At 67.8% G+C, this 18693-nt stretch carries 23 protein-coding genes and 1 pseudogene; 12 read left to right on the top strand and 12 right to left on the bottom strand.

Annotated features, from left to right (window positions below):
- Positions 1-72 precede the first annotated feature (72 nt).
- Genes AC1RVW_RS05480 through AC1RVW_RS05470 form a run of 3 tightly spaced genes read left to right on the top strand, consistent with a single transcriptional unit; the run spans position 73 to position 2510 of the window.
- The gene (locus AC1RVW_RS05480) at positions 73-624 is read left to right on the top strand and encodes a flavodoxin family protein (protein ID WP_493198493.1); all 552 of its coding nucleotides are present in this window, start codon (positions 73-75) and stop codon (positions 622-624) included.
- Positions 625-627: 3 nt separating this feature from the next.
- Positions 628-2088 carry a trypsin-like peptidase domain-containing protein gene (locus AC1RVW_RS05475; protein ID WP_493198491.1) on the top strand — a complete coding sequence of 487 codons (1461 nt, stop codon included), beginning with the start codon at positions 628-630 and terminating at the stop codon, positions 2086-2088.
- A 56-nt stretch (positions 2089-2144) separates the two neighbouring features.
- A complete protein-coding gene (locus AC1RVW_RS05470) occupies positions 2145-2510 on the top strand; it encodes a TraR/DksA family transcriptional regulator (protein WP_493198489.1) in 366 nt (121 codons plus the stop codon).
- A 16-nt stretch (positions 2511-2526) separates the two neighbouring features.
- Here the strand turns inward: AC1RVW_RS05470 and AC1RVW_RS05465 are convergent, their stop codons facing one another.
- The 3 genes from AC1RVW_RS05465 to AC1RVW_RS05455 all read right to left on the bottom strand — a co-directional run bounded on the left by AC1RVW_RS05465 (position 2527) and on the right by AC1RVW_RS05455 (position 4557).
- On the bottom strand, positions 2527-3078 hold the full coding sequence (locus AC1RVW_RS05465; protein WP_493198487.1) for a hypothetical protein: 552 nt from the start codon (positions 3076-3078) through the stop codon (positions 2527-2529).
- A 76-nt stretch (positions 3079-3154) separates the two neighbouring features.
- Positions 3155-3886: a Crp/Fnr family transcriptional regulator gene (locus tag AC1RVW_RS05460; RefSeq protein ID WP_081267809.1), complete on the bottom strand. Its 732-nt coding sequence runs from the start codon at positions 3884-3886 to the stop codon at positions 3155-3157.
- Positions 3887-3972: 86 nt separating this feature from the next.
- On the bottom strand, positions 3973-4557 hold the full coding sequence (locus tag AC1RVW_RS05455; RefSeq protein WP_081267712.1) for a hemerythrin domain-containing protein: 585 nt from the start codon (positions 4555-4557) through the stop codon (positions 3973-3975).
- Positions 4558-4723: 166 nt separating this feature from the next.
- Between AC1RVW_RS05455 and AC1RVW_RS05450 the strand changes: the two genes are divergently transcribed.
- The gene (locus AC1RVW_RS05450; RefSeq protein ID WP_493198485.1) at positions 4724-5230 is read left to right on the top strand and encodes a universal stress protein; all 507 of its coding nucleotides are present in this window, start codon (positions 4724-4726) and stop codon (positions 5228-5230) included.
- A gap of 97 nt (positions 5231-5327) precedes the next feature.
- Here the strand turns inward: AC1RVW_RS05450 and AC1RVW_RS05445 are convergent, their stop codons facing one another.
- From AC1RVW_RS05445 to AC1RVW_RS05420, 6 genes and pseudogenes are all read right to left on the bottom strand, one after another.
- Positions 5328-6170 (bottom strand): universal stress protein, encoded by an 843-nt coding sequence (locus AC1RVW_RS05445; protein WP_081267714.1) that lies wholly within the window; start codon positions 6168-6170, stop codon positions 5328-5330.
- Positions 6171-6316: 146 nt separating this feature from the next.
- Entirely contained in the window at positions 6317-7024 is a 708-nt protein-coding gene (locus AC1RVW_RS05440; RefSeq protein WP_081267715.1) for a VIT1/CCC1 transporter family protein, read from the bottom strand.
- Between the two features lie 208 nt (positions 7025-7232).
- Positions 7233-8269, bottom strand: a pseudogene (locus tag AC1RVW_RS05435) (zinc-dependent alcohol dehydrogenase family protein).
- Positions 8270-8327: 58 nt separating this feature from the next.
- The gene (locus AC1RVW_RS05430; protein WP_493198483.1) at positions 8328-8594 is read right to left on the bottom strand and encodes a hypothetical protein; all 267 of its coding nucleotides are present in this window, start codon (positions 8592-8594) and stop codon (positions 8328-8330) included.
- A gap of 240 nt (positions 8595-8834) precedes the next feature.
- The gene (locus AC1RVW_RS05425; protein WP_493198481.1) at positions 8835-10019 is read right to left on the bottom strand and encodes a DesA family fatty acid desaturase; all 1185 of its coding nucleotides are present in this window, start codon (positions 10017-10019) and stop codon (positions 8835-8837) included.
- A 63-nt stretch (positions 10020-10082) separates the two neighbouring features.
- Positions 10083-10958 carry an MBL fold metallo-hydrolase gene (locus tag AC1RVW_RS05420; RefSeq protein WP_493198479.1) on the bottom strand — a complete coding sequence of 292 codons (876 nt, stop codon included), beginning with the start codon at positions 10956-10958 and terminating at the stop codon, positions 10083-10085.
- A gap of 86 nt (positions 10959-11044) precedes the next feature.
- On the opposite strand from AC1RVW_RS05420, the gene AC1RVW_RS05415 reads away from it, so the two are divergent.
- Genes AC1RVW_RS05415 through AC1RVW_RS05405 form a run of 3 tightly spaced genes read left to right on the top strand, consistent with a single transcriptional unit; the run spans position 11045 to position 12253 of the window.
- Entirely contained in the window at positions 11045-11371 is a 327-nt protein-coding gene (locus tag AC1RVW_RS05415; RefSeq protein WP_493198477.1) for an ArsR/SmtB family transcription factor, read from the top strand.
- Entirely contained in the window at positions 11371-11805 is a 435-nt protein-coding gene (locus AC1RVW_RS05410) for a YeeE/YedE family protein (protein ID WP_493198475.1), read from the top strand. Before AC1RVW_RS05415 ends, AC1RVW_RS05410 begins: the two co-directional genes overlap by 1 nt.
- 10 nt (positions 11806-11815) lie before the next feature.
- A complete protein-coding gene (locus AC1RVW_RS05405; protein WP_493198473.1) occupies positions 11816-12253 on the top strand; it encodes a DUF6691 family protein in 438 nt (145 codons plus the stop codon).
- Positions 12254-12273: 20 nt separating this feature from the next.
- On the opposite strand, the gene AC1RVW_RS05400 is transcribed toward AC1RVW_RS05405, so the two are convergent.
- Entirely contained in the window at positions 12274-12573 is a 300-nt protein-coding gene (locus AC1RVW_RS05400) for a universal stress protein (RefSeq protein WP_493198471.1), read from the bottom strand.
- Positions 12574-12845: 272 nt separating this feature from the next.
- On the opposite strand from AC1RVW_RS05400, the gene AC1RVW_RS05395 reads away from it, so the two are divergent.
- The 4 genes from AC1RVW_RS05395 (at position 12846) to AC1RVW_RS05380 (ending at position 14898) form a co-directional block, all read left to right on the top strand.
- Complete coding sequence (locus AC1RVW_RS05395) at positions 12846-13082, top strand: universal stress protein (protein ID WP_493198469.1); 237 nt, start codon at positions 12846-12848, stop codon at positions 13080-13082.
- A 48-nt stretch (positions 13083-13130) separates the two neighbouring features.
- Positions 13131-13748 (top strand): hypothetical protein, encoded by a 618-nt coding sequence (locus AC1RVW_RS05390; protein WP_106938416.1) that lies wholly within the window; start codon positions 13131-13133, stop codon positions 13746-13748.
- Between the two features lie 33 nt (positions 13749-13781).
- Positions 13782-14033: a BON domain-containing protein gene (locus AC1RVW_RS05385; RefSeq protein ID WP_081267811.1), complete on the top strand. Its 252-nt coding sequence runs from the start codon at positions 13782-13784 to the stop codon at positions 14031-14033.
- Between the two features lie 217 nt (positions 14034-14250).
- Positions 14251-14898, top strand: coding sequence for a response regulator (locus AC1RVW_RS05380; protein WP_493198467.1), 648 nt, complete (start codon positions 14251-14253; stop codon positions 14896-14898).
- A gap of 12 nt (positions 14899-14910) precedes the next feature.
- On the opposite strand, the gene AC1RVW_RS05375 is transcribed toward AC1RVW_RS05380, so the two are convergent.
- Complete coding sequence (locus AC1RVW_RS05375; protein ID WP_493198465.1) at positions 14911-15750, bottom strand: universal stress protein; 840 nt, start codon at positions 15748-15750, stop codon at positions 14911-14913.
- A complete protein-coding gene (locus AC1RVW_RS05370; protein ID WP_493198463.1) occupies positions 15747-16157 on the bottom strand; it encodes a hypothetical protein in 411 nt (136 codons plus the stop codon). The genes AC1RVW_RS05375 and AC1RVW_RS05370 overlap by 4 nt, the downstream gene beginning before the upstream one ends.
- A gap of 151 nt (positions 16158-16308) precedes the next feature.
- Between AC1RVW_RS05370 and AC1RVW_RS05365 the strand changes: the two genes are divergently transcribed.
- Complete coding sequence (locus tag AC1RVW_RS05365; RefSeq protein WP_493198461.1) at positions 16309-18678, top strand: phosphoketolase family protein; 2370 nt, start codon at positions 16309-16311, stop codon at positions 18676-18678.
- The last annotated feature ends 15 nt before the right edge of the window (positions 18679-18693 follow it).

Below are 18693 nucleotides of genomic sequence, written 5' to 3'. Positions count from 1 at the left end.
CGCCGCGACGCCTTCGCACCGCCTTGCGCCACATCAAGCCGGCCACGGGCCGCGAGGCCTAAATTGCCCTCCATGAATGCAGCAGCAGAGGCCAGCATGAACAACGTCCTCGTGATCGTCTATTCCTACACCGGCACCTGCCGCCGTCTTGCCCAGCTTCTTTGCAGCCAGCAGGGCTGGGAGATGGCCGAGATCCACGACCTGCACCCGAGAAGCGGCGCACTCGGCAACTGGCGCTGCCTGATCGACTCGTTCTTCCGGCGGATGCCCGCCATCCGCTACGACGGGCCGCCGCCCGGCGACTACAAGGCCGTGGTGCTGGTCTCGCCGATCTGGGGCCTCCGGCTGGCCGGCCCGATGCGCACGTTCGTGGACCGCAAGGGTGCCCGCCTGCCCGACGTGGCACTGATCTCCGTCATGGGCGGACGCGGTGCCCCCAACGCCGTGGCCGAAGTCGGCAAGCGGCTCGGCCGCGCGCCCATCCTGAGTACCGCATTCACCACGCACGAGGTCGACGACGGCAGTTGTGCCGCCCGGCTGCAGGCATTCGGCACCGCGGTGCAGAGCGCGGAGGATTCGCGCGCCGTGGTGCGCCCTGCCACCTTGTCGCCACAGGCGGTCTGACGCATGCGCTCGCCCGGCGCCATCCGCACGGCGGCCCTGCTGGCCTGCGGCTGTTTCCTGAGTGCCTGCGCGAGCGGGCCGACGGTGGCGCAGCCCCATGCGTCGACCGCGACAGCGGCAAGCCCTGCCACCCCGCCGGCCCTTCTCGATTTCGCGTCCCTCGTGGCCAGTCGCAGGGCGTGGGTGGTCGACATCAGCACGCTGCGCGTCGGGCGCGACGAAAACTCGCAAGACATCGAACTCGAAATCGCCCCGGAGCGCGACTTCGCCGATCGCCTGGCCTGGCCGCTGCCGACGAGCGCCCGGATCAGCCAGATCCGCGACCTCGCCTCGGGCCTGATCATCGGCAGCGACGGGCTGATTCTCACGAGCGCCCACGTGGTCGCGAACATCGACGAGGCACAGGTCCAGCTGGATGACGGGCGCCGCTTCACGGCGAAGGTGGTCGGCGTCGACAAGCGCACCGACGTCGGGCTCCTGAAGATCGATGCGCACGCGTTGCCCGTGGCCGTGATCGGGGACTCCGCGTCGCTGGCCGCTGGCGACTGGGTCGCCGCGATCAGCTCGCCCTTCGGGTTCCACGGCAGCGTCACGGCCGGTGTCGTCAGCGCCGTGGAACGCGTCATGGGCGGCGCAGGCGAGATTCCCTTCATCCAGACCGATGTCGCCATCAATCCGGGCAGCTCGGGTAGCCCTCTGCTCAACAGCCGGGGCGAAGTGGTCGGCATCAACTCGCTGATCTACAGCGGCAGCGGCGGCTACATGGGCCTGTCCTTCGCGGTGCCGATCAACCTGGTGATGCAGGTTGCGCAGCAGTTGCGCGCGCATGGCATGGTCCGGCGTGCCTATCTGGGCGCCGAGTTCCAGGAGGTGACGCCAGCGCTGGCCCAGTCCTTCGGCCTGCCTGCGACCACCGGCGCGCTGGTGGTGCGGGTCGAGAAAGGCAGCCCCGCGGACGCGTCCGGCCTCGCGCAGGGAGATGCAGTGCTGGAGTTCGACGGCAAGCCTCTGGCGCATGTCATCGATCTGCCGCAGCAGATCGCGCAACGCAAGCCGGGCAGCCGCATGCAGCTGGAGGTGTGGCGCAACGGCAAGAGCCGCCTGCTCCAGGTGTCGCTGGCGGCGCAGCCCGGGACGCCGGAGACATCCCTCACGAGCGCGGCACCCGAATGGAACGACGGATTGGGCCTGAGCCTGGGTGATCTCTCGCCTGCGCAGCGGCTGCAGCTGCGCATCGACAGCGGCCTGATCGTGAGGGAGGCGGACGGCATTGCACGCAGCGAAGGCATTCGCGGGGGCGACGTGATCGTCGCGCTGAACACTGTGAAGCTCCATCGCCTGGAGGATTTCAGGCAAGGCCTGTCGCAGCAGCCTGCCGGGGGCATGGTCGCGCTGCTGGTGCTGCGCGACCGGCGGCTCGCTTACCTGGCGGTGCGCATGCCGGCATCGCGCGGGCGCCCCTGACCCGGCCCGAGCGGAATCTCGGCGGTCTTCTCTTCACTTTTCTGCAAGGACACACCATGAGACATCTGAACGCAAGCGATCGCCTCGCGATTCGCCAGCAACTCGATCTGCTGAAGGAGCAGGTGCTCGAGGAACTCCGTGCATCGGCGCACCTCATGCCCGCCGAGGACGCGCACGACGTGAAGACACATGCCGACGAGGCCGAAGCGGAGCGTGCCGCCGACGTGTACATGGCCGAGGTGGAGGTCGACTACACCAGGCTCGAAGAAATCGAGCGGGCGCTCGCGCGCATGGAGGACGGTCGCTACGGCATCTGCGAGCACTGCGGCGTGGAAATTCCGCGCGCGCGATTGCTCGCGCAGCCCACCGCCGTTCGCTGCACTGCATGCCAGACGGCGGCCGAGGCGCGGCATCGGACCTGAAGAAGCGAGGCCGCCCTCATTCGTGATCGTCCTTGCGGCGATCCTTCGCCTTCTTCGCTCTCTTTGTCTTCTTGTCCTTTTTCTTTCCGTCCGGCGCATGCACTTCGTCCGCGACCTGCTGGCGGCCCGCGCCATGGAGCAACGACTTCTTGACATTGCCTGTCGCGGCTTCGTCTCGCGCGTAACTCACGACGCGGTACACGGAGCGGTTGGCGCCGCCGCAGCCCAGGTTGCAGATGACCGTGTCGTTCCTGCTCGCGCTGTCGTTCTCGAAATCGGGGGCCTCGTCTTCGAGCCAGCCGTGGTTCTCGATCGTCGTCTCGATGCGGCATTCGCGTGGCACCACGATGCCGAGCCTGCGCAGGAATTCGCGTGGCCGTCCCAGGTAGGCGCGGAACTCGGCGGGCGTGCAGGCCCAGAAATGCGCGTTGAAAGGTTCGGCCCGAATGACTTCGGACCGGGCGGAAAAATCGACGACTCTGGTTGGCATGGGCGGCTCCGGTGGGGGTGCAAGGCGCGTTGTCCATAGCGTAGGGACACTTGCCCGTGCCGCCTTGACGCTGGTCAAGGCGCGGGGTGAGTGCACCCCGCGGACGCGGCGCCAACGGCCGGACGCCCCGCCCCTGGCCCGAATGGCGATTCGCCTAGTGCTTGTGGCCGCCCGGTGGTGTCGACGCGCGGCTCGCGGACGATGCCAAGGCTGCCCCGTCCATCAGCACGCCGAAATCGGTCACCGCCGCCTCGCCGGTCACGTAGACCGCCTCGTTGTCCCGGCGCACGAGGCCCCGGCTCTCCATGTCGCGCATGGTCTTGTTGACCACCTCTCTCGAGAGGCCCGCGTAGGACGCGATCACCGACTGCGAAATCCGCTTGTCGAAACCGCCGGTGCCGGAAGAAGGCGCCAGATCCGTGAGCTGGTGCAGGACGCGGTGCACCACGGCTTCGGGCGGCAGCGAGGAGATGCGGCGCATCTGAGTGCGCAACATGCTCGTGCGCTTCATTGCCAGCCCCAGCAGACCGAAGACCACCTCGGGGTGCCGTGCGCAAACTTCGCGCATCGCGGCTATCGGCACGAAGTAGACCGCCGAGGGAAGCGCGGCGACCAGCTTGTGCTTGGAGAGGTAGCTGTCTTCCCGGATCGACAGGTCGAAGAAGAAGTCCTGGCGTGCGACGAATTCGGTCGTCACATCGAAGCCATCGTCGCGTGCCGGCGTGACGACCCGCAGCAGGCCGCTTGCAACGTAATAGACCTGATCGGTCGACTCTCCCACGTCCAGCAAGGTTTCGTTGCGCTTGTATTCGCGAAGTTCACTGCACTTGATGAGCGCCTCGCGCTCTGCGGCCGGCAGGCCGGCAGTCAGGGGATTCAGGTACATGGCGCGCATCATGGAGGGCCTGCGCCTGAACATCAATCACCCGGATATGGGATTTTCAGCGACGCGCGCACGCGCACGTACAGGCCCTATAGCTCCGGCCCCAGGCCGATGGGCGCAGGCACGATGTTCACGATGCGCGTGAAGAGCGCGTTGTATTCGAGATCCGCCACGTGCCCGGTCAGCGGATCCCGGTTCTGCGAGAAGGCCTCGTCCAGGTCGCGCCAGTCGTTCTCGGTCAGCACGCGCTCGGCCAGGGGCAGGATCTCCCGCTCCTCCAGGGCCATGTGGTTCAGGTAGAAGTCCACATAGTCGTTGACCGCGCTCTCGAAGGCCTCGCGCCGCGGCTCGCCCAGCATCTCGAATGCCAGCAGCGCATGCTCGACGTTGCGGATCCGGCGCTCGCCCCAGGCATGGTCGCTGTCGAGCCGGTCCATCAGCTCGCGCGACATCGGCGTCCTGGCGCGCAGCTTGGGGAAAAGCAGGTCGGTTTCCTTGCGGTGATGCCGCTTCTCGGGAAACTCGTCGACGTAGAAGAGCATGGCCCGCAGTGCCGCGAAATCGGGCAGTGTGCCTTTCTTGCGGTGCTGCTCGAGCAGCATGACGATGGAGCGAAGCATGGCCGCAAGCGCGGCATGCTCCTGGCGAATGATGCGGGTGGTGGCGTGGATCATGGGGGGCTTCCTGTGCATGCCCGCAGGGTCGCGCGTTCGGCAGTGCGCGGGGTTGCTCCAGATCAAGGACGGGCCCTGGGCGGGCCTCGCGCTTGATGCATGTCAATCCGCGCGGCAGCTCCGTCCGGATACTGGGCCGATCCCATCAGCCCATCGGAGTCTTGCCATGTACCAGAAAATTCTTGTTCCCATCGACGGCAGTTCCACGTCCGCCCGGGGCCTGGGCGAAGCCATCCGCCTCGCGAAGCTCACCGGCGGGCGCCTGCGCCTCGTCCACGTCATCGACGAGCTGTCGTTCGCACTGGCCATGGATGCCTATTCCGGCTACGCCGGCAACTGGCTCGAGGAACTGCGCAAGGATGCCAGGAAGCTGCTCGAGGACGCGCGCGCCGAAGCCGCCGCGGCAAGCGTCGCGTCCGACGCCGTGCTGCTCGACAGCTTCAGGGGCGCCGTGCATGACCAGGTGATCGCCGAAGCGGTGTCGTCGAAGGCCGATCTGATCGTGATCGGGACACACGGCCGGCGTGGAATCGGCCGCTGGGTCATGGGCAGCAGCGCGGAACACATCCTGCGCATGTCGCCGGTGCCGGTGCTGCTGATACGTGCGCCCGAGAGCGCGAAGGCCGAGTCCGAGCACTTCACGCTGCCGAGCGGGATGCTTGCCAGCCAGTGATTCGTCGTCAGCGGGGCGCAGCGCGCTCAGCCACACGGGAGCGCAGCGTGGCGTGCGCGGCGCGGCCAACTGCGCCGACAGGCCCACGCCGGGCGGTTCAATGCGCGATGAGGACCGGCACGGTCATCTGCTCGAGTATCTGCCGCGTCACGCCGCCCAGCACTCGCTCGCGCAGGCGCGAATGACCATAGCCGCCCATCACGAGCAGGTCGGCACCCAGGTCAGAGAGCCGCGACAGGAGCGCATCGGCGATGTCGATCTCGGTCACCTCGGATTCAGCACGCGCCTGCACGCCGTGGCGCAGCAGGAACTGGATCATGTCCGACAGCAGCAGCCGTTGCGTGTTGTCTTCGTCATGCGGGTGGCGCAGCGAAATGAGCGTGACGCGCGCCGCCTGGCGCAGCGCCGGCAACGCCGAGCGAAGCGCGACGGCGGATTCGCGCGAGCCGTCCCACGCCGCGACGATGGTCCTTGGGCGGCCCTCGAAGACACCGGCCGAAGGCACTACCAGCACCGGCCGCCCCACCTCCATCAGCACGTCCTCGGCAAGTCCGCGGGTCGTGGTGTCGCCCCGGTTCGAGGCGTCGCTTTGACCGAGCACGACCAGGTCGCTCGCGCGTCCGTACCGCACCACGGCGTCGGCCGCCACATCGTCGACCATGCGCACCTCGTACGACAGCGGCCCCGATCTGGCGATGTCCGTCCTGAACTCCCGGGCGACGGCCTCGGCGCGCCGTCGCAGATAGTCGCTCGATTCCGCGATGTAGTCGGTCATGCCGGTGGCGATGGCACCGGCGGGAATGATGCCGTCGTACAGCCCCGAAGGCAGGAGCCCGACAAGATGGCTCTCGTGCGCCCGTGCCCAACGGGCGGCCATGGCGGCGCGCGCGGGACTCCTGAGCGAGTGATCCAGGTGAACGAGGATGGTCTTGAAATTCATGCGTGCCCCGCGGAATGGCGCACCGCAAGCGGCGCAGTGGATGGACGGCAGGGCTGATGTTCATGCCGTGAAAGGATCGCGGCATTGACGGCGATCAAGCCGGCGTCATCTCGGTTGCGGCTCGCGCGGCCGCCAAGCCGCGAGGTTCACGCCTGCACGCCGAACAGGGCTCCCACGCCGGCGGTGACTCCCATGGCCAGCGTGCCCCAGAAGGCCACGCGCCAGACGCTTCGCGCGATCGGCGTGCCCCCGATCCTGGCGGCCGCAGCCCCCAGCAAGGCGAGGAATGCGATCGCGGTGCACACGGTCCAGGGAAGGAGCGCGCCGGAAGGCGCACAGGCGACCACCACGAGGGGCAGTGCGGCGCCCACGGAAAAACTCGCCGCCGAGGCCAGCGCGGCCTGCAACGGCCGTGCGCTGAGCGTTTCCGAGATGCCGAGTTCGTCACGCGCGTGCGCCCCGAGCGCGTCGTGGGCCATGAGCTGCGCGGCGACCTGCTGCGCGAGCTTGTACTCGAGACCGCGCCGCACGTAGATCGCCGTGAGCTCCCGGTGCTCCGCGTCCGGCTCCGTGGCGAGTTCGATGCGCTCGCGCTCGAGGTCGGCCTTCTCGGTGTCGGCCTGCGAATGCACCGACACGAACTCGCCGGCGGCCATCGACATCGCGCCCGCGACCAGCCCCGCGATGGCGGTCGTCAGGATGGCCTCGTGGCTGGCGTGGGCGGCGGTCACGCCCACGACAAGGCTGGCGGTGGAGATGATGCCGTCGTTGGCGCCCAGCACGGCGGCGCGCAGCCAGCCGATGTGTTCGGTGCGATGACGCTCGGCGTGCGCGCGATAGTGGAATGATTTCATGGGAATTGGCAGTCAGCGTGCAGAGCGCCCGGGCAGCATGCGAAAGCCGGGCTCGTCCTACCACCATCATGGCGAACAGCAGCCACCACACGACTGCGCCAAGGGTAAGCAGGTTGAGCGCAGGAGCAAAGAAGCGCGTCGCAATGTGCCCGGGATGCCAAAGAGAATCAGTCTTCTTATTGCCTTCCGAAGCGGCAGCCGCGCGGGCCTACGCCTCGATGATCACTTTCAGCGCATGCGTCTCGGCCGCGCGACCGAAGGTGTCGTAGGCCTCCAGGACCTGGTCGAGCCTGAACCTGTGGGTGATCAGCAACTTCGGATCCACCTTGCGCGACTGCACCGTCTTCAGCAGCATCGGTGTCGACACCGTGTCGACCAGCCGCGTGGTGATCGCGATGTTCTGCGACCACAGCCGCTCCAGATGAAGTTCCGCCGGATGCCCGTGAACACCGATATTCGCGATGGTGCCGCCGGGCGCCACGATGTCCTGGCAAAGCACGAAGGTGGCCGGTATGCCAACCGCCTCGATCGACACGTCCACGCCACGCCCGCCCGTGAGCGCGAGCACGGCCTCGGCCGCCCTGCCGTCGGCGCTGTTGATCGTGTGCGTCGCGCCGAAGCGGCGCGCGACCTCGAGACGGCCCTCGTCCAGGTCGATCAGGATGATCTGCGAAGGCGAATAGAACCGGGCGGTGAGCAGCGTGGCCAGCCCGATCGGGCCCGCCCCCACGATCGCCACCGTGCTGCCGGGCGCGACCTTGCCGTTGAGCACGCCGCACTCGAAGCCGGTCGGCAGGATGTCGCTGAGCATCACCAGCGCCTCCTCGTCCGCGCCCGGCGGTATCGGATAGAGGCTGGTGTCCGCATGCGGGATGCGCACGTACTCGGCCTGCGTGCCGTCGATGGTATTGCCCAGGATCCAGCCGCCGGTTGCGCAGTGCGAATACATGCCGCGCCGGCAGTACTCGCACTTGCCGCACGACGAGATGCACGAGATCAGCACGTGATCGCCCGGATGGAAGCTGTCACGCCGTCGCCGACGGCTTCCACGACACCCACGCCCTCGTGCCCGAGGATGCGGCCCGGCGTGCAGGTCGCCACGTCACCCTTGAGGATGTGCAGGTCGGTGCCGCAGATGGTCGTCTTGAGAATGCGCACAATGGCGTCGCCCGCTGCCTGGATCTGCGGCTTGGGACGGTCTTCGAGCGACTTGAGGCCGGGGCCTTGGTATACGAGTGCTTTCATGGCCCGACGTTAGGTGCATCCGAGCGCGCATTCCTTGAGATAGCGCAAGGAAAGCCGTTCACGGCCCATCGACCAGACCGCGGCCTCGCCTGCGCGAGTTTCCCGAAATCGAACCGCGTCCGAGGATCGACCACCCCTGCGGCGTGATGCCGAGAACGGTCGCCGGATCCTGGCGCATGCAGTCGTCGCAATCGACATGCGGAGGCGGAATGAAGGCGCGAACGTATCCCGCCGCATCTAGCTTCCTGAGGTTCTCGATCTGCCGCCGGTCCGCCACGTTGACCGGAAACCTTGCAAGGGACAGCCGATAGAGTGTTTCAAACATGGTGGATGCCTCCATGGAGCGTGCCTGCCGGAACGCGGGCGAGCCTGCGGCGGCCCGAGCCAGACACTCATCGTAGGCATGCCGCTAAGCCGGCGCGTTGCGCTGCATCAAGCGGAAGCTCGGGGCTCGGCCCAGTGCGCGCTCGCGAATGGCAAGGTTTCCAGCGCGCTCGCCGCGCGGCGCACAGGGCGCAGAGCAACGGCACGGGCTTCATTCGCACCTCCCGGGATTCAGCTTCGTTCAGGCATAGGAGCGCAGGCGTCGGGAGAAGTCCGCCAGGGGGGTGATGCCGCTCGCCTCGGCGCGCTGGCACCAGTCCTGCAGTTGCCTTGCGAGCTGTTCGCCGGTGGCTGCGGATCGGCTCCACAAGGCAGTCAACTCCCCGCGCATCGCATACATCGTAGACAGCGCCTGCGATGCGCTCAACGCCTGCATCACCTGCTGTTGCCGCGACGGGCCCAGCACCCCCTGGTCCTTGCCGAGCAGCGGCTTGACCGTCTTCAGGGCGCGCGCGGCCTCCGGCGACATGCGGCGCAGGCGCTCGAGTTCGGCGACGCAAGCCTGCTTCAGCGAGCGCGTGTAGTTCGACAGCACGTCGTAGTGGCAGCGAATGACGGCCTGCACCGTGGCAAGGTCGATGTCGGCCTTGGGCGCCACGAGGCGCGGGCTCGGCGCCACATGTTTCACCTTCGCCAGGCCCAGGGCCTGCAGCACGCGGATGTAGAGCCAGCCGATGTCGAACTCGAACCACTTGCTCGACAGCTTGGCCGAGGAAGGAAAGGCATGGTGGTTGTTGTGCAGTTCCTCCCCGCCGATCAGGATGCCGATCGGCGAGATGTTGGTGCTGGCGTCCATCGCCGGCCAGTTGCGGTAGCCCCAGTAGTGGCCGATGCCGTTGACCACGCCGGCCGCCCAGAACGGGATCCAAGCGATCTGCGTGAGCAGAATGAGGGCGCCCGGCACCGCGCCGAACAGCGCCATGTCCACTGCGCCCATCAGCACGATGCCGAGGATCTTGTATCTCGAATAGAGGCGCCGTTCGATCCAGTCGTCGGGCGTGCCGTGCCCATAGCGCTCCAGCGTTTCGGCATGCGCCGCCTCGCGCACGTAGAGGAACACACCGCCCCACAGCACCCGGTTGAGGCCGTACACCTGCGGACTGTGCGGGTCTTCGGGGGTCTCGCACTTGGCGTGGTGCTTGCGGTGCACGGCGGCCCATTCCTTGGTCACCATGCCGGTGGTCAGCCACAGCCAGAAGCGGAAGAAATGGCTGGCCACGGGGTGCAGCTCGAGCGCGCGATGCGCCTGGTGGCGGTGCAGGAAGATGGTGACCGACGCGATGGTGACGTGCGTGAGCGCCAGCGCGACCAGCACCGCACCCCACCAGGGAAGATCAAACACGCCGGAATAGAGCAAGGATTGCATTCGTACCTCATGAACAGTGCGCAGCATTCTGCGGACCGCGCCCGGCCGGGACCTTGACGCAGGTCAAGGCAGCGGGAGTGCATTCAATGGGATGCGAAGGTAGGAGACGCCGTTGTCGTCGGCGGGAGGAAAGCGCCCGCCGCGCACATTCACCTGGATCGACGGAAGAATGAGCGTCGGCACCTCCAGAGTCGCATCGCGGGCCGTGCGCATCGCCACGAACTCGTCGACACCGATGCCGTCGCGCACGTGGATGTTGTGCGCGCGCTGCTTCGCCACCGTGGTCTGCCAGCAGGCCTGCCGCGACGCGGGCGGGTAGTCGTGGCAGACGTACATGACGGTGTCGGGCGGCAGGTCCAGCAGCCTGCGCATCGACGCGTGGAGCTGCCGGGCGTCACCGCCGGGAAAGTCGGCGCGGGCGCTGCCGACATCGGGCATGAAAAGCGTGTCGCCGACGAAGACGGCACCGTCCACCAGATACGCCATGTCGGCCGGCGTGTGGCCCGGCACCGCAAGCGCGGTGATCTCGACCTCGCCGATGCTGAAGACCTCGCCGTCCTTGAACAGGTGATCGAACTGGCTGCCGTCCGGCAAGAACCCCTGCTCGAAGTTGAAGAGCTTCTTGAAGGTCGACTGGACGACACGGATGTTCTCGCCGATGGCGATTCGTCCTCCCACCTGCGCCTGGACGTGGCGGGCGCCGGACAGGTGATCGGCGTGTGCATGGGTCTCCAGGATCCATTCGACCTGCAGGCCATGGTCCCTGACGTGGGCGAGCAGCCTGTCGGCCGACACCTTGCGCGTGTGCCCGGACTTGAAGTCGTAGTCCAGCACCGGGTCGATGACGGCGGCGTGCCTCGTTGCGTGTTCCCACACGACATAGGAAATCGTCCATGTCGCGGGATCGAAGAAACCTTGGGTCGTCGTGCGGGTTGTCATGGCGCTCCATCCATGGATGTTCGGTAGGGTCGAAAACAATATATATTTAAATATAATATATCTGCAGAAAGCGAAATCGGAAAGCCATGAATCCCTCCTCCCCCATGACCATCGATCCCGAAGCGCTGCGCCGTGCCGCCGGCCGTGCGGTCGCAGCGCTCAAGCTCCTGGCCAACGAAGACCGCCTGCTGCTGCTGTGCCAGCTGTCCCAGGGCGAGATGTGCGTGAGCGACCTGGAGCAGAAGCTGGGCATCCACCAGCCCACGCTGTCGCAGCAACTGGGCGTGCTGCGCAACGAAGGCGTGGTCGACACACGTCGCGAGGGCAAGAACATCTTCTACAGCGTGGCCGACCCGGCGATGCTGGAAATCCTCGCGGTTCTCTACCGCCTCTACTGTCCCAGGGAGGAATGATGTCCATCGACTGGGCCCATTTCACGCCGCTCGCCGCGCTCGCCGGGGGCGCGCTCATCGGCCTCTCCGCGGCGATGTTCGTGCTTCTGAACGGGCGCATCGCCGGTATCAGCGGCGTGCTTGGCGGCCTGCTCAGGCCGTCCCGTGGCGACGTCGTCTGGCGTGTCGCCTTCTTGCTCGGACTGGTCGGCGCGTCGTGCGTCTATCTGCTTTTCGCGCCGCTGCCGAGGGTTCGCATCGATGCGGACTACGGCGCTTTGATCCTGGCCGGACTGCTGGTGGGCGTGGGCACCCGCTACGGGGCGGGCTGCACCAGCGGCCACGGGGTGTGCGGGCTGTCCCGCCTGTCGCCTCGCTCGCTCGTGGCCACGGTGGCGTTCATGGGCGCCGGCTTTGCGACGGTGTTCGTGGTGCGCCATCTGTTCGGCGCCTGAGGAGATTGTCATGATCGCTCTCGCTTCGTTGCTCGCCGGGCTGGTCTTCGGCCTCGGGCTGATCGTCTCCGGGATGGCCAATCCGGCCAAGGTGCTGGGCTTCCTCGACCTGGCCGGCACATGGGATCCCTCGCTCGCCTTCGTGATGGTCAGTGCCATCGCCGTCGCCATGGTCGGCTTCCTGGCGGCCCGGCGCCGCACGCTGTCGATCCTGGGCGCGCAGATGCGCGTGCCCTCCGCGCGGCGCATCGATCGCCGCCTTGTCCTGGGCAGCCTGCTCTTCGGCGTGGGCTGGGGCGTTGCCGGCTTCTGCCCCGGGCCCGGGCTTGTCGCCCTCGGAATGGGCGAGCCCAAGGCCCTGGTCTTCGTGGCCGCGATGCTGGCCGGCATGGGCATCTTCGAACTGCTCGAGCGTCGGGTGCGGCCGGCAGGATCGCACAGGACCTGAAACGGGCGGCTTGCGACGGCTCAGGCCTTGGCCGCGACGCGGGAGGCCGCCGGTGCGACGGCTCCCGCGCGCAGCGCATGCACCAGCAGCACGGGTACCGGGGCGCTGCGCAGGATCTGCTCGCCGGCCTCCTGCAACAGCGGGATCAGATCGCTGCCGCAGCCCGCGAGGCTGTCGAAGCTCCAGGCGTACTTCAGTTCGTCCACGACGTGCAGCAGCCGCAGCGTCGATCCCTCGATCCGGGCCAGGCGGATGGCCTCGTCCAGCCCTGCCAGCGAGGTCGGACTGCCGTCCAGGGGAACAAGAATGCGTGAAAACATGGCGGGCTCCAGTCGTGGCTCCGATCGGATCGAATCGGTGTGCATCCACTGTGTCGCGCACCCTTTCGTGCCCGCTTGACGCGCATCAAGCCGCCGGTGAGTTCGAGCGATGTTGACGTGGCGCAAGTCCGCTTTGTCCGCGCGGCCGAAGAATGCACCTGCCCGTCGCGCTAGGCCGGCGGCAGGCAAGTGTTCCATGCGGCCCCAAGGAGAGAACGCCATGTCCCTGTACGCGCACATCCTGGTCCCGGTGGACGGCAGCGACGAAGGCCTTGTCGGAGGCCACGGCGGCCGATGTGCAGGCGCAGACCGTGCTGCGCGAGATCACGCAGGGCCGCGTGGCCGATGCCGTGATCGACGAGGCCGCCAAGACCGCCTGCGACCTGATCGTGATGGGCACCCATGGCCGCCGTGGCCTGGGCAGGCTGGCGCTGGGCAGCGACGCGGAGCGCGTCGTCAGGGGCAGTGCCGTGCCGGTGCTGCTGGTGCGCATGGAAGCGGCCGATTGAGCATCCCCCGGACCGCTCCCCTCCAACCTTCATTCAAGCGAGACCCCCATGACAAGCACCCACCCGCTTCGCACCTTGCTGGCGCCGATCGCCATCGCGCTCAGCGCCACGGCTTTCGCAGCCGACTACACGGCCCCCGCCCAACTGACTCCGCCCGAAAGCGCGATGCAGAAAAAGACCCGTGATGCCGCCCACAGGGCCGCACAGGATGCGGAACGGGCGGCCCGCAAGGCCGCCGACGCCGCCAGGGACGCGGCAGAGAAAGGCAAGGTCGGTGCGGGCAAGGTGTCGCGTGCCGTGGCCGAGGGCATCCGCCGCGCCGCGCAAAAGGCCGCGCAGGCCGCCACCCGGGTGGAGGAAAAGACCGCCGCCGCGAGCGCCCGCGCGCTCGATGAAAGCAAGGACGCCGCGCGCGCCGCCCAGGAAGAAGGCCGCAAGGCCGCCGCCGCGACCAGTGAAGCGCTTGCCAGGGCCGAGGAGTCGGTCGCACGCTCCGCGCAGGCGAGCAAGGAAGAGGCCGAGAAGGCAGCGCGTGCGACGCGCGAGGCACTCGACAAGGCCGAGGAAGCCACCCGCGCCGCCGCCAAGGCCGCTGCGGACGCCTCTGCGCGCACGCTCGAAGCCATGAAGCGTGCCACCCGCCCCGCGGGTGCCGACAAGACCTGATCTCGTTCGCCTGCTTTTTCCGAAAGGATCGCCATGAACCCGGACATTCAACTCAGGCACGACGTCTTCGCCCAGCTCAACTGGGACCCTGCCGTCAACGCATGCGACGTCGACGTGTGCGTGGAGAACGGCGTCGTGACCTTGCGCGGCGAGGTCGCAGACGAAGCCCAGCGGCAGGCCGCCGAACGTGCCGCGCGCCGCACCGAGGGCCTGACCACGCTGCAAAACAGGCTCATCGTGCGTGACTCCGCTGGCCTGCACACGCTGACTCAACGCACCGCTTGACGGGGGTCAAGGCGCGTCCGAAGGCACGCCCGAAGAATGAAATCCGCAGCAAGACAGAGGGAGGTTGATCTTGGATGCGTTCCAGTCCGGCACATCACCGCTGACGCGCGGATCCCCGCCATGGCTTTCAAGGCTCGAGAAGGCCTCCGCCAGCGCAGGCAACAGGCCATCGCCAAGCCCATGGCCGAGTTTTCTGGCCGGCCAGGCAGAAAAGCCGGTGCGGGTGTTGCTGGTCGACGAGGACGCCGGCACACGGCGCGCGATCGCTCATGAACTGGTGATGGATCCGCGCGTGTGTGTCGTCGGCGAGGCGGGCAGCATGCTGGAATGCAAGCGGCTGCTGGCGCAGCTCGAGTTCGACGTGCTGATCCTCGACGTGCGCCTGGGGGGAGGCAAGGGTTTCGACCTGATCGAGAGCGCCAAGCGCCATTGCAGCGCGGCGGAGATCATCGTGCACTCGGCGCTGGAGGACGAGGCCCATGTGCGCCGTGCGTTCGCGGCGGGCGCCTCGGGCTATCTGCTCAAGAACTCGTGGTTCCAGAACTTCACGCAGGCGGTGCTGCAGGTCGTCAATGGCGGCGCGGCCGTATCGCCGAACGTGGTGCGGCACTTTCTCATGCGGCTGCGGCGATCCATGCCCGATGAGATGAGCCAGGCCGGCAGCACGCCTCCAAAGGCCCTGTCGATGCGCGAGCGCGAAGTGCTGCTGCTCGTCGCCAAGGGCCGCCTCACGCGCGACATCGCGACGGAGCTTTCGATCAGCGCACAAACCGTATGCGCGCATGTGAAGAGCATCTGCCACAAGCTGCAGGTGCGCACGCGCGCGCATGCGGTGACCGCCGCCGTCAGCCGCGGCTTGATCTAGGGCCCGTTCGCCTCAGTGGGCAATCAGGACAGGCACCGTGGCACGCGCCAGCAGGTCGCGTGTCACGCCGCCCAGCATGCGCTCGCGCATCCGGGCGTGACCGTAGCCGCCCATCACGAGCAGGTCGCTTTCCAGCGCGGCGGCGCTGTCCAGCAGGGCATCGGAGAAATGCCAGGAGGTCTCGACCTGCTCGATGTCTGCCTGGATGCCGTGCCGCAGCAGCCAGTTGTTCATCTCGCCGGGGCACAGCGCGCGCTCGGCACTGGCGTCGCCTTCCCGAAGAAACGAAATCAGGGTGACTTTGGCTGCCTTGCGCAGCAGCGGCAGTGCATGGTGCACGGAGATCGCGGCCTCCCTGCTGCCGTCCCAGGCCACCAGGACCCTGTCCAGCGCACCGTCGAAGCGGCCGGCGCGCGGAACGATGAGCACGGGCCGTCCCGCCTGCAGCATCACCTCTTCGGGGAGCTGGCGCACCGCGTGGTCGACAACGGCGCATTCGTCGGCCTGGCCCACGACGACGAGGTCGCTGGCGCGGCCAAGGCCGATCACGGCGCCCACAGGCTCGCCGTCGACCAGCCGGGTGTCGAAGGACGCCAGTGTCGGCTCCGCGATACGGCAGCGGAACACATGCGCGACGGTTTCGGCTCTCCTGCGCAGGTGAAGCGACGCGCCGGCGATGCAGTCCTCCAGCTCGGCGTGCGCCGGCATGGGTGCCGGGATGCCCTCGATGCCGGTCGTGACGATGCCCACGAGATGGCTGGAATGCCGCCTGGCGAGCCGCGCCGCCAGAAGGGTGCGGACCTCGCAACGCTCGGTGTGGTCCAGGTGAACGGCGATGGTCGGGAGCGTCATGCCTTTCCTCGCGCCGCGGCCACAGGGGCCTTGGGCCTGGATCGGCGCGGCGCCGATCCAGCAGCCAGCGCCGTGTGAAGGGTGCACAGCGCGTCGTGTACCACGTCGTTACGGGAGGCCGGGGCATCTGCCGCATGCGCCTGAGCGCCCTTGCTTTCCGGCGCTGCGCTCAAGGCCCGTTCCTGCCGCGTTCCGAAGGCGGCATCGGGCCAGAACGCGTGCAGCGGCGCCAGGGCCAGCGCTTGCCAGTCCTCGGCGCGCATGACCGCATCCGTCCCGGCGCGGGTCTCCTCGATGCCACGCTGCAGCGCGCTGGCACCGATGGTCTCCAGCATTTCGAGCGCATGCAGCCAGATGCTCCACTGCGCCTTGCACAGTGCCAGCGGAAATGTGATCTCGGTGCTCATGGTGTGTCCTCTCGGCCAAGGCCTGCAGGAACGAATGCTGAAGCCGCGGCGGCGCGCCGGGCTTGCGCGGGATCAACATTGACCGAGCGCAAGCCGATGCACGGCCGGCTCCGCATACTGTGGCGCTCTTCCATCAAGAAAGCGGCCCGACATGGTCTCCTCATCCACACCGGCGGTCCCGAGCGAATTCCGGCTGCTCGATGCCTGGTGGCGCGCCGCCAACTACCTCTCGGCCGGCCAGATCTACCTCATGGACAACCCGCTGCTGCGCGAGAAGCTCACGCTCTCGCACATCAAGCCGCGCCTGCTGGGGCACTGGGGCACCACCCCTGGCCTGAACTTCATCTACGCGCACATGAACCGCGCCATCAATGCCCGGGATCTCGACGCGATCTTCATCGCGGGCCCGGGCCATGGCGGACCGGGCGTGGTCGCCAACACCTACCTCGAGGGCACCTACAGCGAGGTGTATCCGGCCATCGGGCAGGACGCCATCGGCCTGCGCCGGCTGTTCACCCAGTTCTCCTTTCCGGGCGGCATTCCGAGCCATGTCTCGCCGGAAACACCCGGTTCGATCCACGAAGGCGGGGAGCTGGGCTATTCGCTGCTCCACGCCTATGGCGCGGTGTTCGACAACCCCTCGCTGCTGGCCTGCTGCGTGATCGGCGACGGCGAGGCCGAGACCGGCGCGCTCGCGGCGAGCTGGCACTCCAACAAGTTCCTGAACCCCGCGCGCGACGGCGCGGTGCTGCCGATCCTGCACCTCAACGGCTACAAGATCGCCGGCCCCACGGTGCTTGCGCGCATCGGCGACGAGGAGCTGGTCCAGCTGCTGCGCGGCTACGGACACGAGCCGTACTTCGTGGTGGGCGACGATCCGGCGCTGATGCATCCGCTGATGGCGCAGGTGCTCGACAGCGCGCTCGACCGGATCCGGTCGATCCAGGCGCAGGCGCGCGAGAGCGGCTTCCGCGAGCGGCCGCGCTGGCCGATGATCGTGCTGCGCTCGCCCAAGGGGTGGAGCGGACCGCGCCGGGTCGACGGCCTGCAGATCGAATGCACTTTCCGTGCGCACCAGGTGCCGCTGGCCGACTTCCGTGCCAAGCCCGAGCACATCGGCCTGCTGGAGGACTGGCTGCGCAGCTACCGCCCCGAGGAACTGTTCGACGCGGCCGGCACCCTGCGTGCGGAGATCGCCGCACTCGCGCCGCGGGGCGCCCGCCGCATGAGCGCCAACCCGCACGCCAACGGCGGCCTGCTGCTGAAGGATCTGGCGATGCCGCCTTATCGCGCGCATGCCGTGGCGCTCGATGCACCCGGCGCCACCGACGCCGAGGCCACGCGCGTGGCCGGCGAGTTCCTGCGCGAGGTGATGCGGCTGAACGCGGATGCGGGCAACTTCCGGGTCATGGGGCCAGACGAAACCGCATCGAACCGGCTCGGCGCGCTGTTCGAGGTGACGCAGCGCACCACCAGCGCGCAGATTCTTCCGGGAGACGACCATCTCTCGCCCGACGGCCGCGTGATGGAGGTGCTGAGCGAACATCTCTGCCAAGGCTGGCTCGAAGGCTACCTGCTGACCGGCCGGCACGGCTTCTTCTCCTGCTACGAGGCGTTCATCCACATCATCGACTCGATGTTCAACCAGCATGCCAAGTGGCTGAAGGTGTCGCGCGGCATCGGCTGGCGCCGGCCCATCGCCTCGCTGAACTACCTGCTGACCAGCCACGTCTGGCGGCAGGACCACAACGGCTTCAGCCACCAGGACCCGGGCTTCCTGGACCACGTGGTCAGCAAGAAGGCCGAGGTCGTGCGCGTGTACCTGCCGCCGGACGCCAACACCCTGCTCTCGGTGACCGACCACTGCCTGCGCAGCCGCGACTACGTGAATGTGATCGTGGCCGGCAAGCAGCCTTCGCCGCAGTGGCTGGACATCGACGCCGCGACGCGCCACTGCGCCGCGGGCCTCGGCATCTGGGACTGGGCGAGCAACGACGAAGGTGGCGCGCCCGACGTGGTGATGGCCTGCGCCGGCGACGTGCCCACGCTGGAGACGATGGCGGCCGTCGACCTGCTGCGCGACGAAGTGCCGCAGTTGAAGGTGCGGGTGGTGAACGTGGTCGACCTGATGGCGCTGCAGTCGCCCTCGGCGCATCCCCACGGCATCGCGGACGAGGAGTTCGACGCCATCTTCACCACCGACAGGCCCGTGATCTTCGCGTTCCACGGCTACCCTGCGCTGGTCCACCGGCTGATCTACAAGCGGCGCAACCACCCCGGCTTCCACGTTCACGGCTATTGCGAGGAAGGCACCACCACCACGCCCTTCGACATGACGGTGCTCAACCGGCTGGACCGGTTTCACCTTGCGGCCGATGCCATCTCGCGCACGCCCAGGCTTTGCGACAGCACGGGCCATGTGCAGCAGCACCTGCGCGACAGGCTTCTGGAGCACCGGGCCTACATCACCCGCCATGGCCGCGACATGCCCGAGATCGAGACGTGGCGCTGGAAGGGCTAGCCGGCACCCGGCCCG

It is taken from the genome of Variovorax sp. MPBD4-3, from assembly GCF_058809745.1.
Note: the sequence above shows the minus strand (reverse complement) of the source record. Positions and strands in the feature narration are given on the sequence as shown.

Bases quoted from the DNA above. Each gene is read 5' to 3' on its own strand.
- AC1RVW_RS05480 (WP_493198493.1), top strand. From the start codon at position 73: ATGAATGCAGCAGCAGAGGCCAGCATGAACAACGTCCTCGTGATCGTC.
- AC1RVW_RS05475 (WP_493198491.1), top strand. From the start codon at position 628: ATGCGCTCGCCCGGCGCCATCCGCACGGCGGCCCTGCTGGCCTGCGGC.
- AC1RVW_RS05470 (WP_493198489.1), top strand. From the start codon at position 2,145: ATGAGACATCTGAACGCAAGCGATCGCCTCGCGATTCGCCAGCAACTC.
- AC1RVW_RS05460 (WP_081267809.1), bottom strand. From the start codon at position 3,886: ATGTACCTGAATCCCCTGACTGCCGGCCTGCCGGCCGCAGAGCGCGAG.
- AC1RVW_RS05455 (WP_081267712.1), bottom strand. From the start codon at position 4,557: ATGATCCACGCCACCACCCGCATCATTCGCCAGGAGCATGCCGCGCTT.
- AC1RVW_RS05450 (WP_493198485.1), top strand. From the start codon at position 4,724: ATGTACCAGAAAATTCTTGTTCCCATCGACGGCAGTTCCACGTCCGCC.
- AC1RVW_RS05445 (WP_081267714.1), bottom strand. From the start codon at position 6,170: ATGAATTTCAAGACCATCCTCGTTCACCTGGATCACTCGCTCAGGAGT.
- AC1RVW_RS05440 (WP_081267715.1), bottom strand. From the start codon at position 7,024: ATGAAATCATTCCACTATCGCGCGCACGCCGAGCGTCATCGCACCGAA.
- AC1RVW_RS05430 (WP_493198483.1), bottom strand. From the start codon at position 8,594: ATGTTTGAAACACTCTATCGGCTGTCCCTTGCAAGGTTTCCGGTCAAC.
- AC1RVW_RS05425 (WP_493198481.1), bottom strand. From the start codon at position 10,019: ATGCAATCCTTGCTCTATTCCGGCGTGTTTGATCTTCCCTGGTGGGGT.
- AC1RVW_RS05420 (WP_493198479.1), bottom strand. From the start codon at position 10,958: ATGACAACCCGCACGACGACCCAAGGTTTCTTCGATCCCGCGACATGG.
- AC1RVW_RS05415 (WP_493198477.1), top strand. From the start codon at position 11,045: ATGAATCCCTCCTCCCCCATGACCATCGATCCCGAAGCGCTGCGCCGT.
- AC1RVW_RS05410 (WP_493198475.1), top strand. From the start codon at position 11,371: ATGTCCATCGACTGGGCCCATTTCACGCCGCTCGCCGCGCTCGCCGGG.
- AC1RVW_RS05405 (WP_493198473.1), top strand. From the start codon at position 11,816: ATGATCGCTCTCGCTTCGTTGCTCGCCGGGCTGGTCTTCGGCCTCGGG.
- AC1RVW_RS05400 (WP_493198471.1), bottom strand. From the start codon at position 12,573: ATGTTTTCACGCATTCTTGTTCCCCTGGACGGCAGTCCGACCTCGCTG.
- AC1RVW_RS05390 (WP_106938416.1), top strand. From the start codon at position 13,131: ATGACAAGCACCCACCCGCTTCGCACCTTGCTGGCGCCGATCGCCATC.
- AC1RVW_RS05385 (WP_081267811.1), top strand. From the start codon at position 13,782: ATGAACCCGGACATTCAACTCAGGCACGACGTCTTCGCCCAGCTCAAC.
- AC1RVW_RS05375 (WP_493198465.1), bottom strand. From the start codon at position 15,750: ATGACGCTCCCGACCATCGCCGTTCACCTGGACCACACCGAGCGTTGC.
- AC1RVW_RS05370 (WP_493198463.1), bottom strand. From the start codon at position 16,157: ATGAGCACCGAGATCACATTTCCGCTGGCACTGTGCAAGGCGCAGTGG.
- AC1RVW_RS05365 (WP_493198461.1), top strand. From the start codon at position 16,309: ATGGTCTCCTCATCCACACCGGCGGTCCCGAGCGAATTCCGGCTGCTC.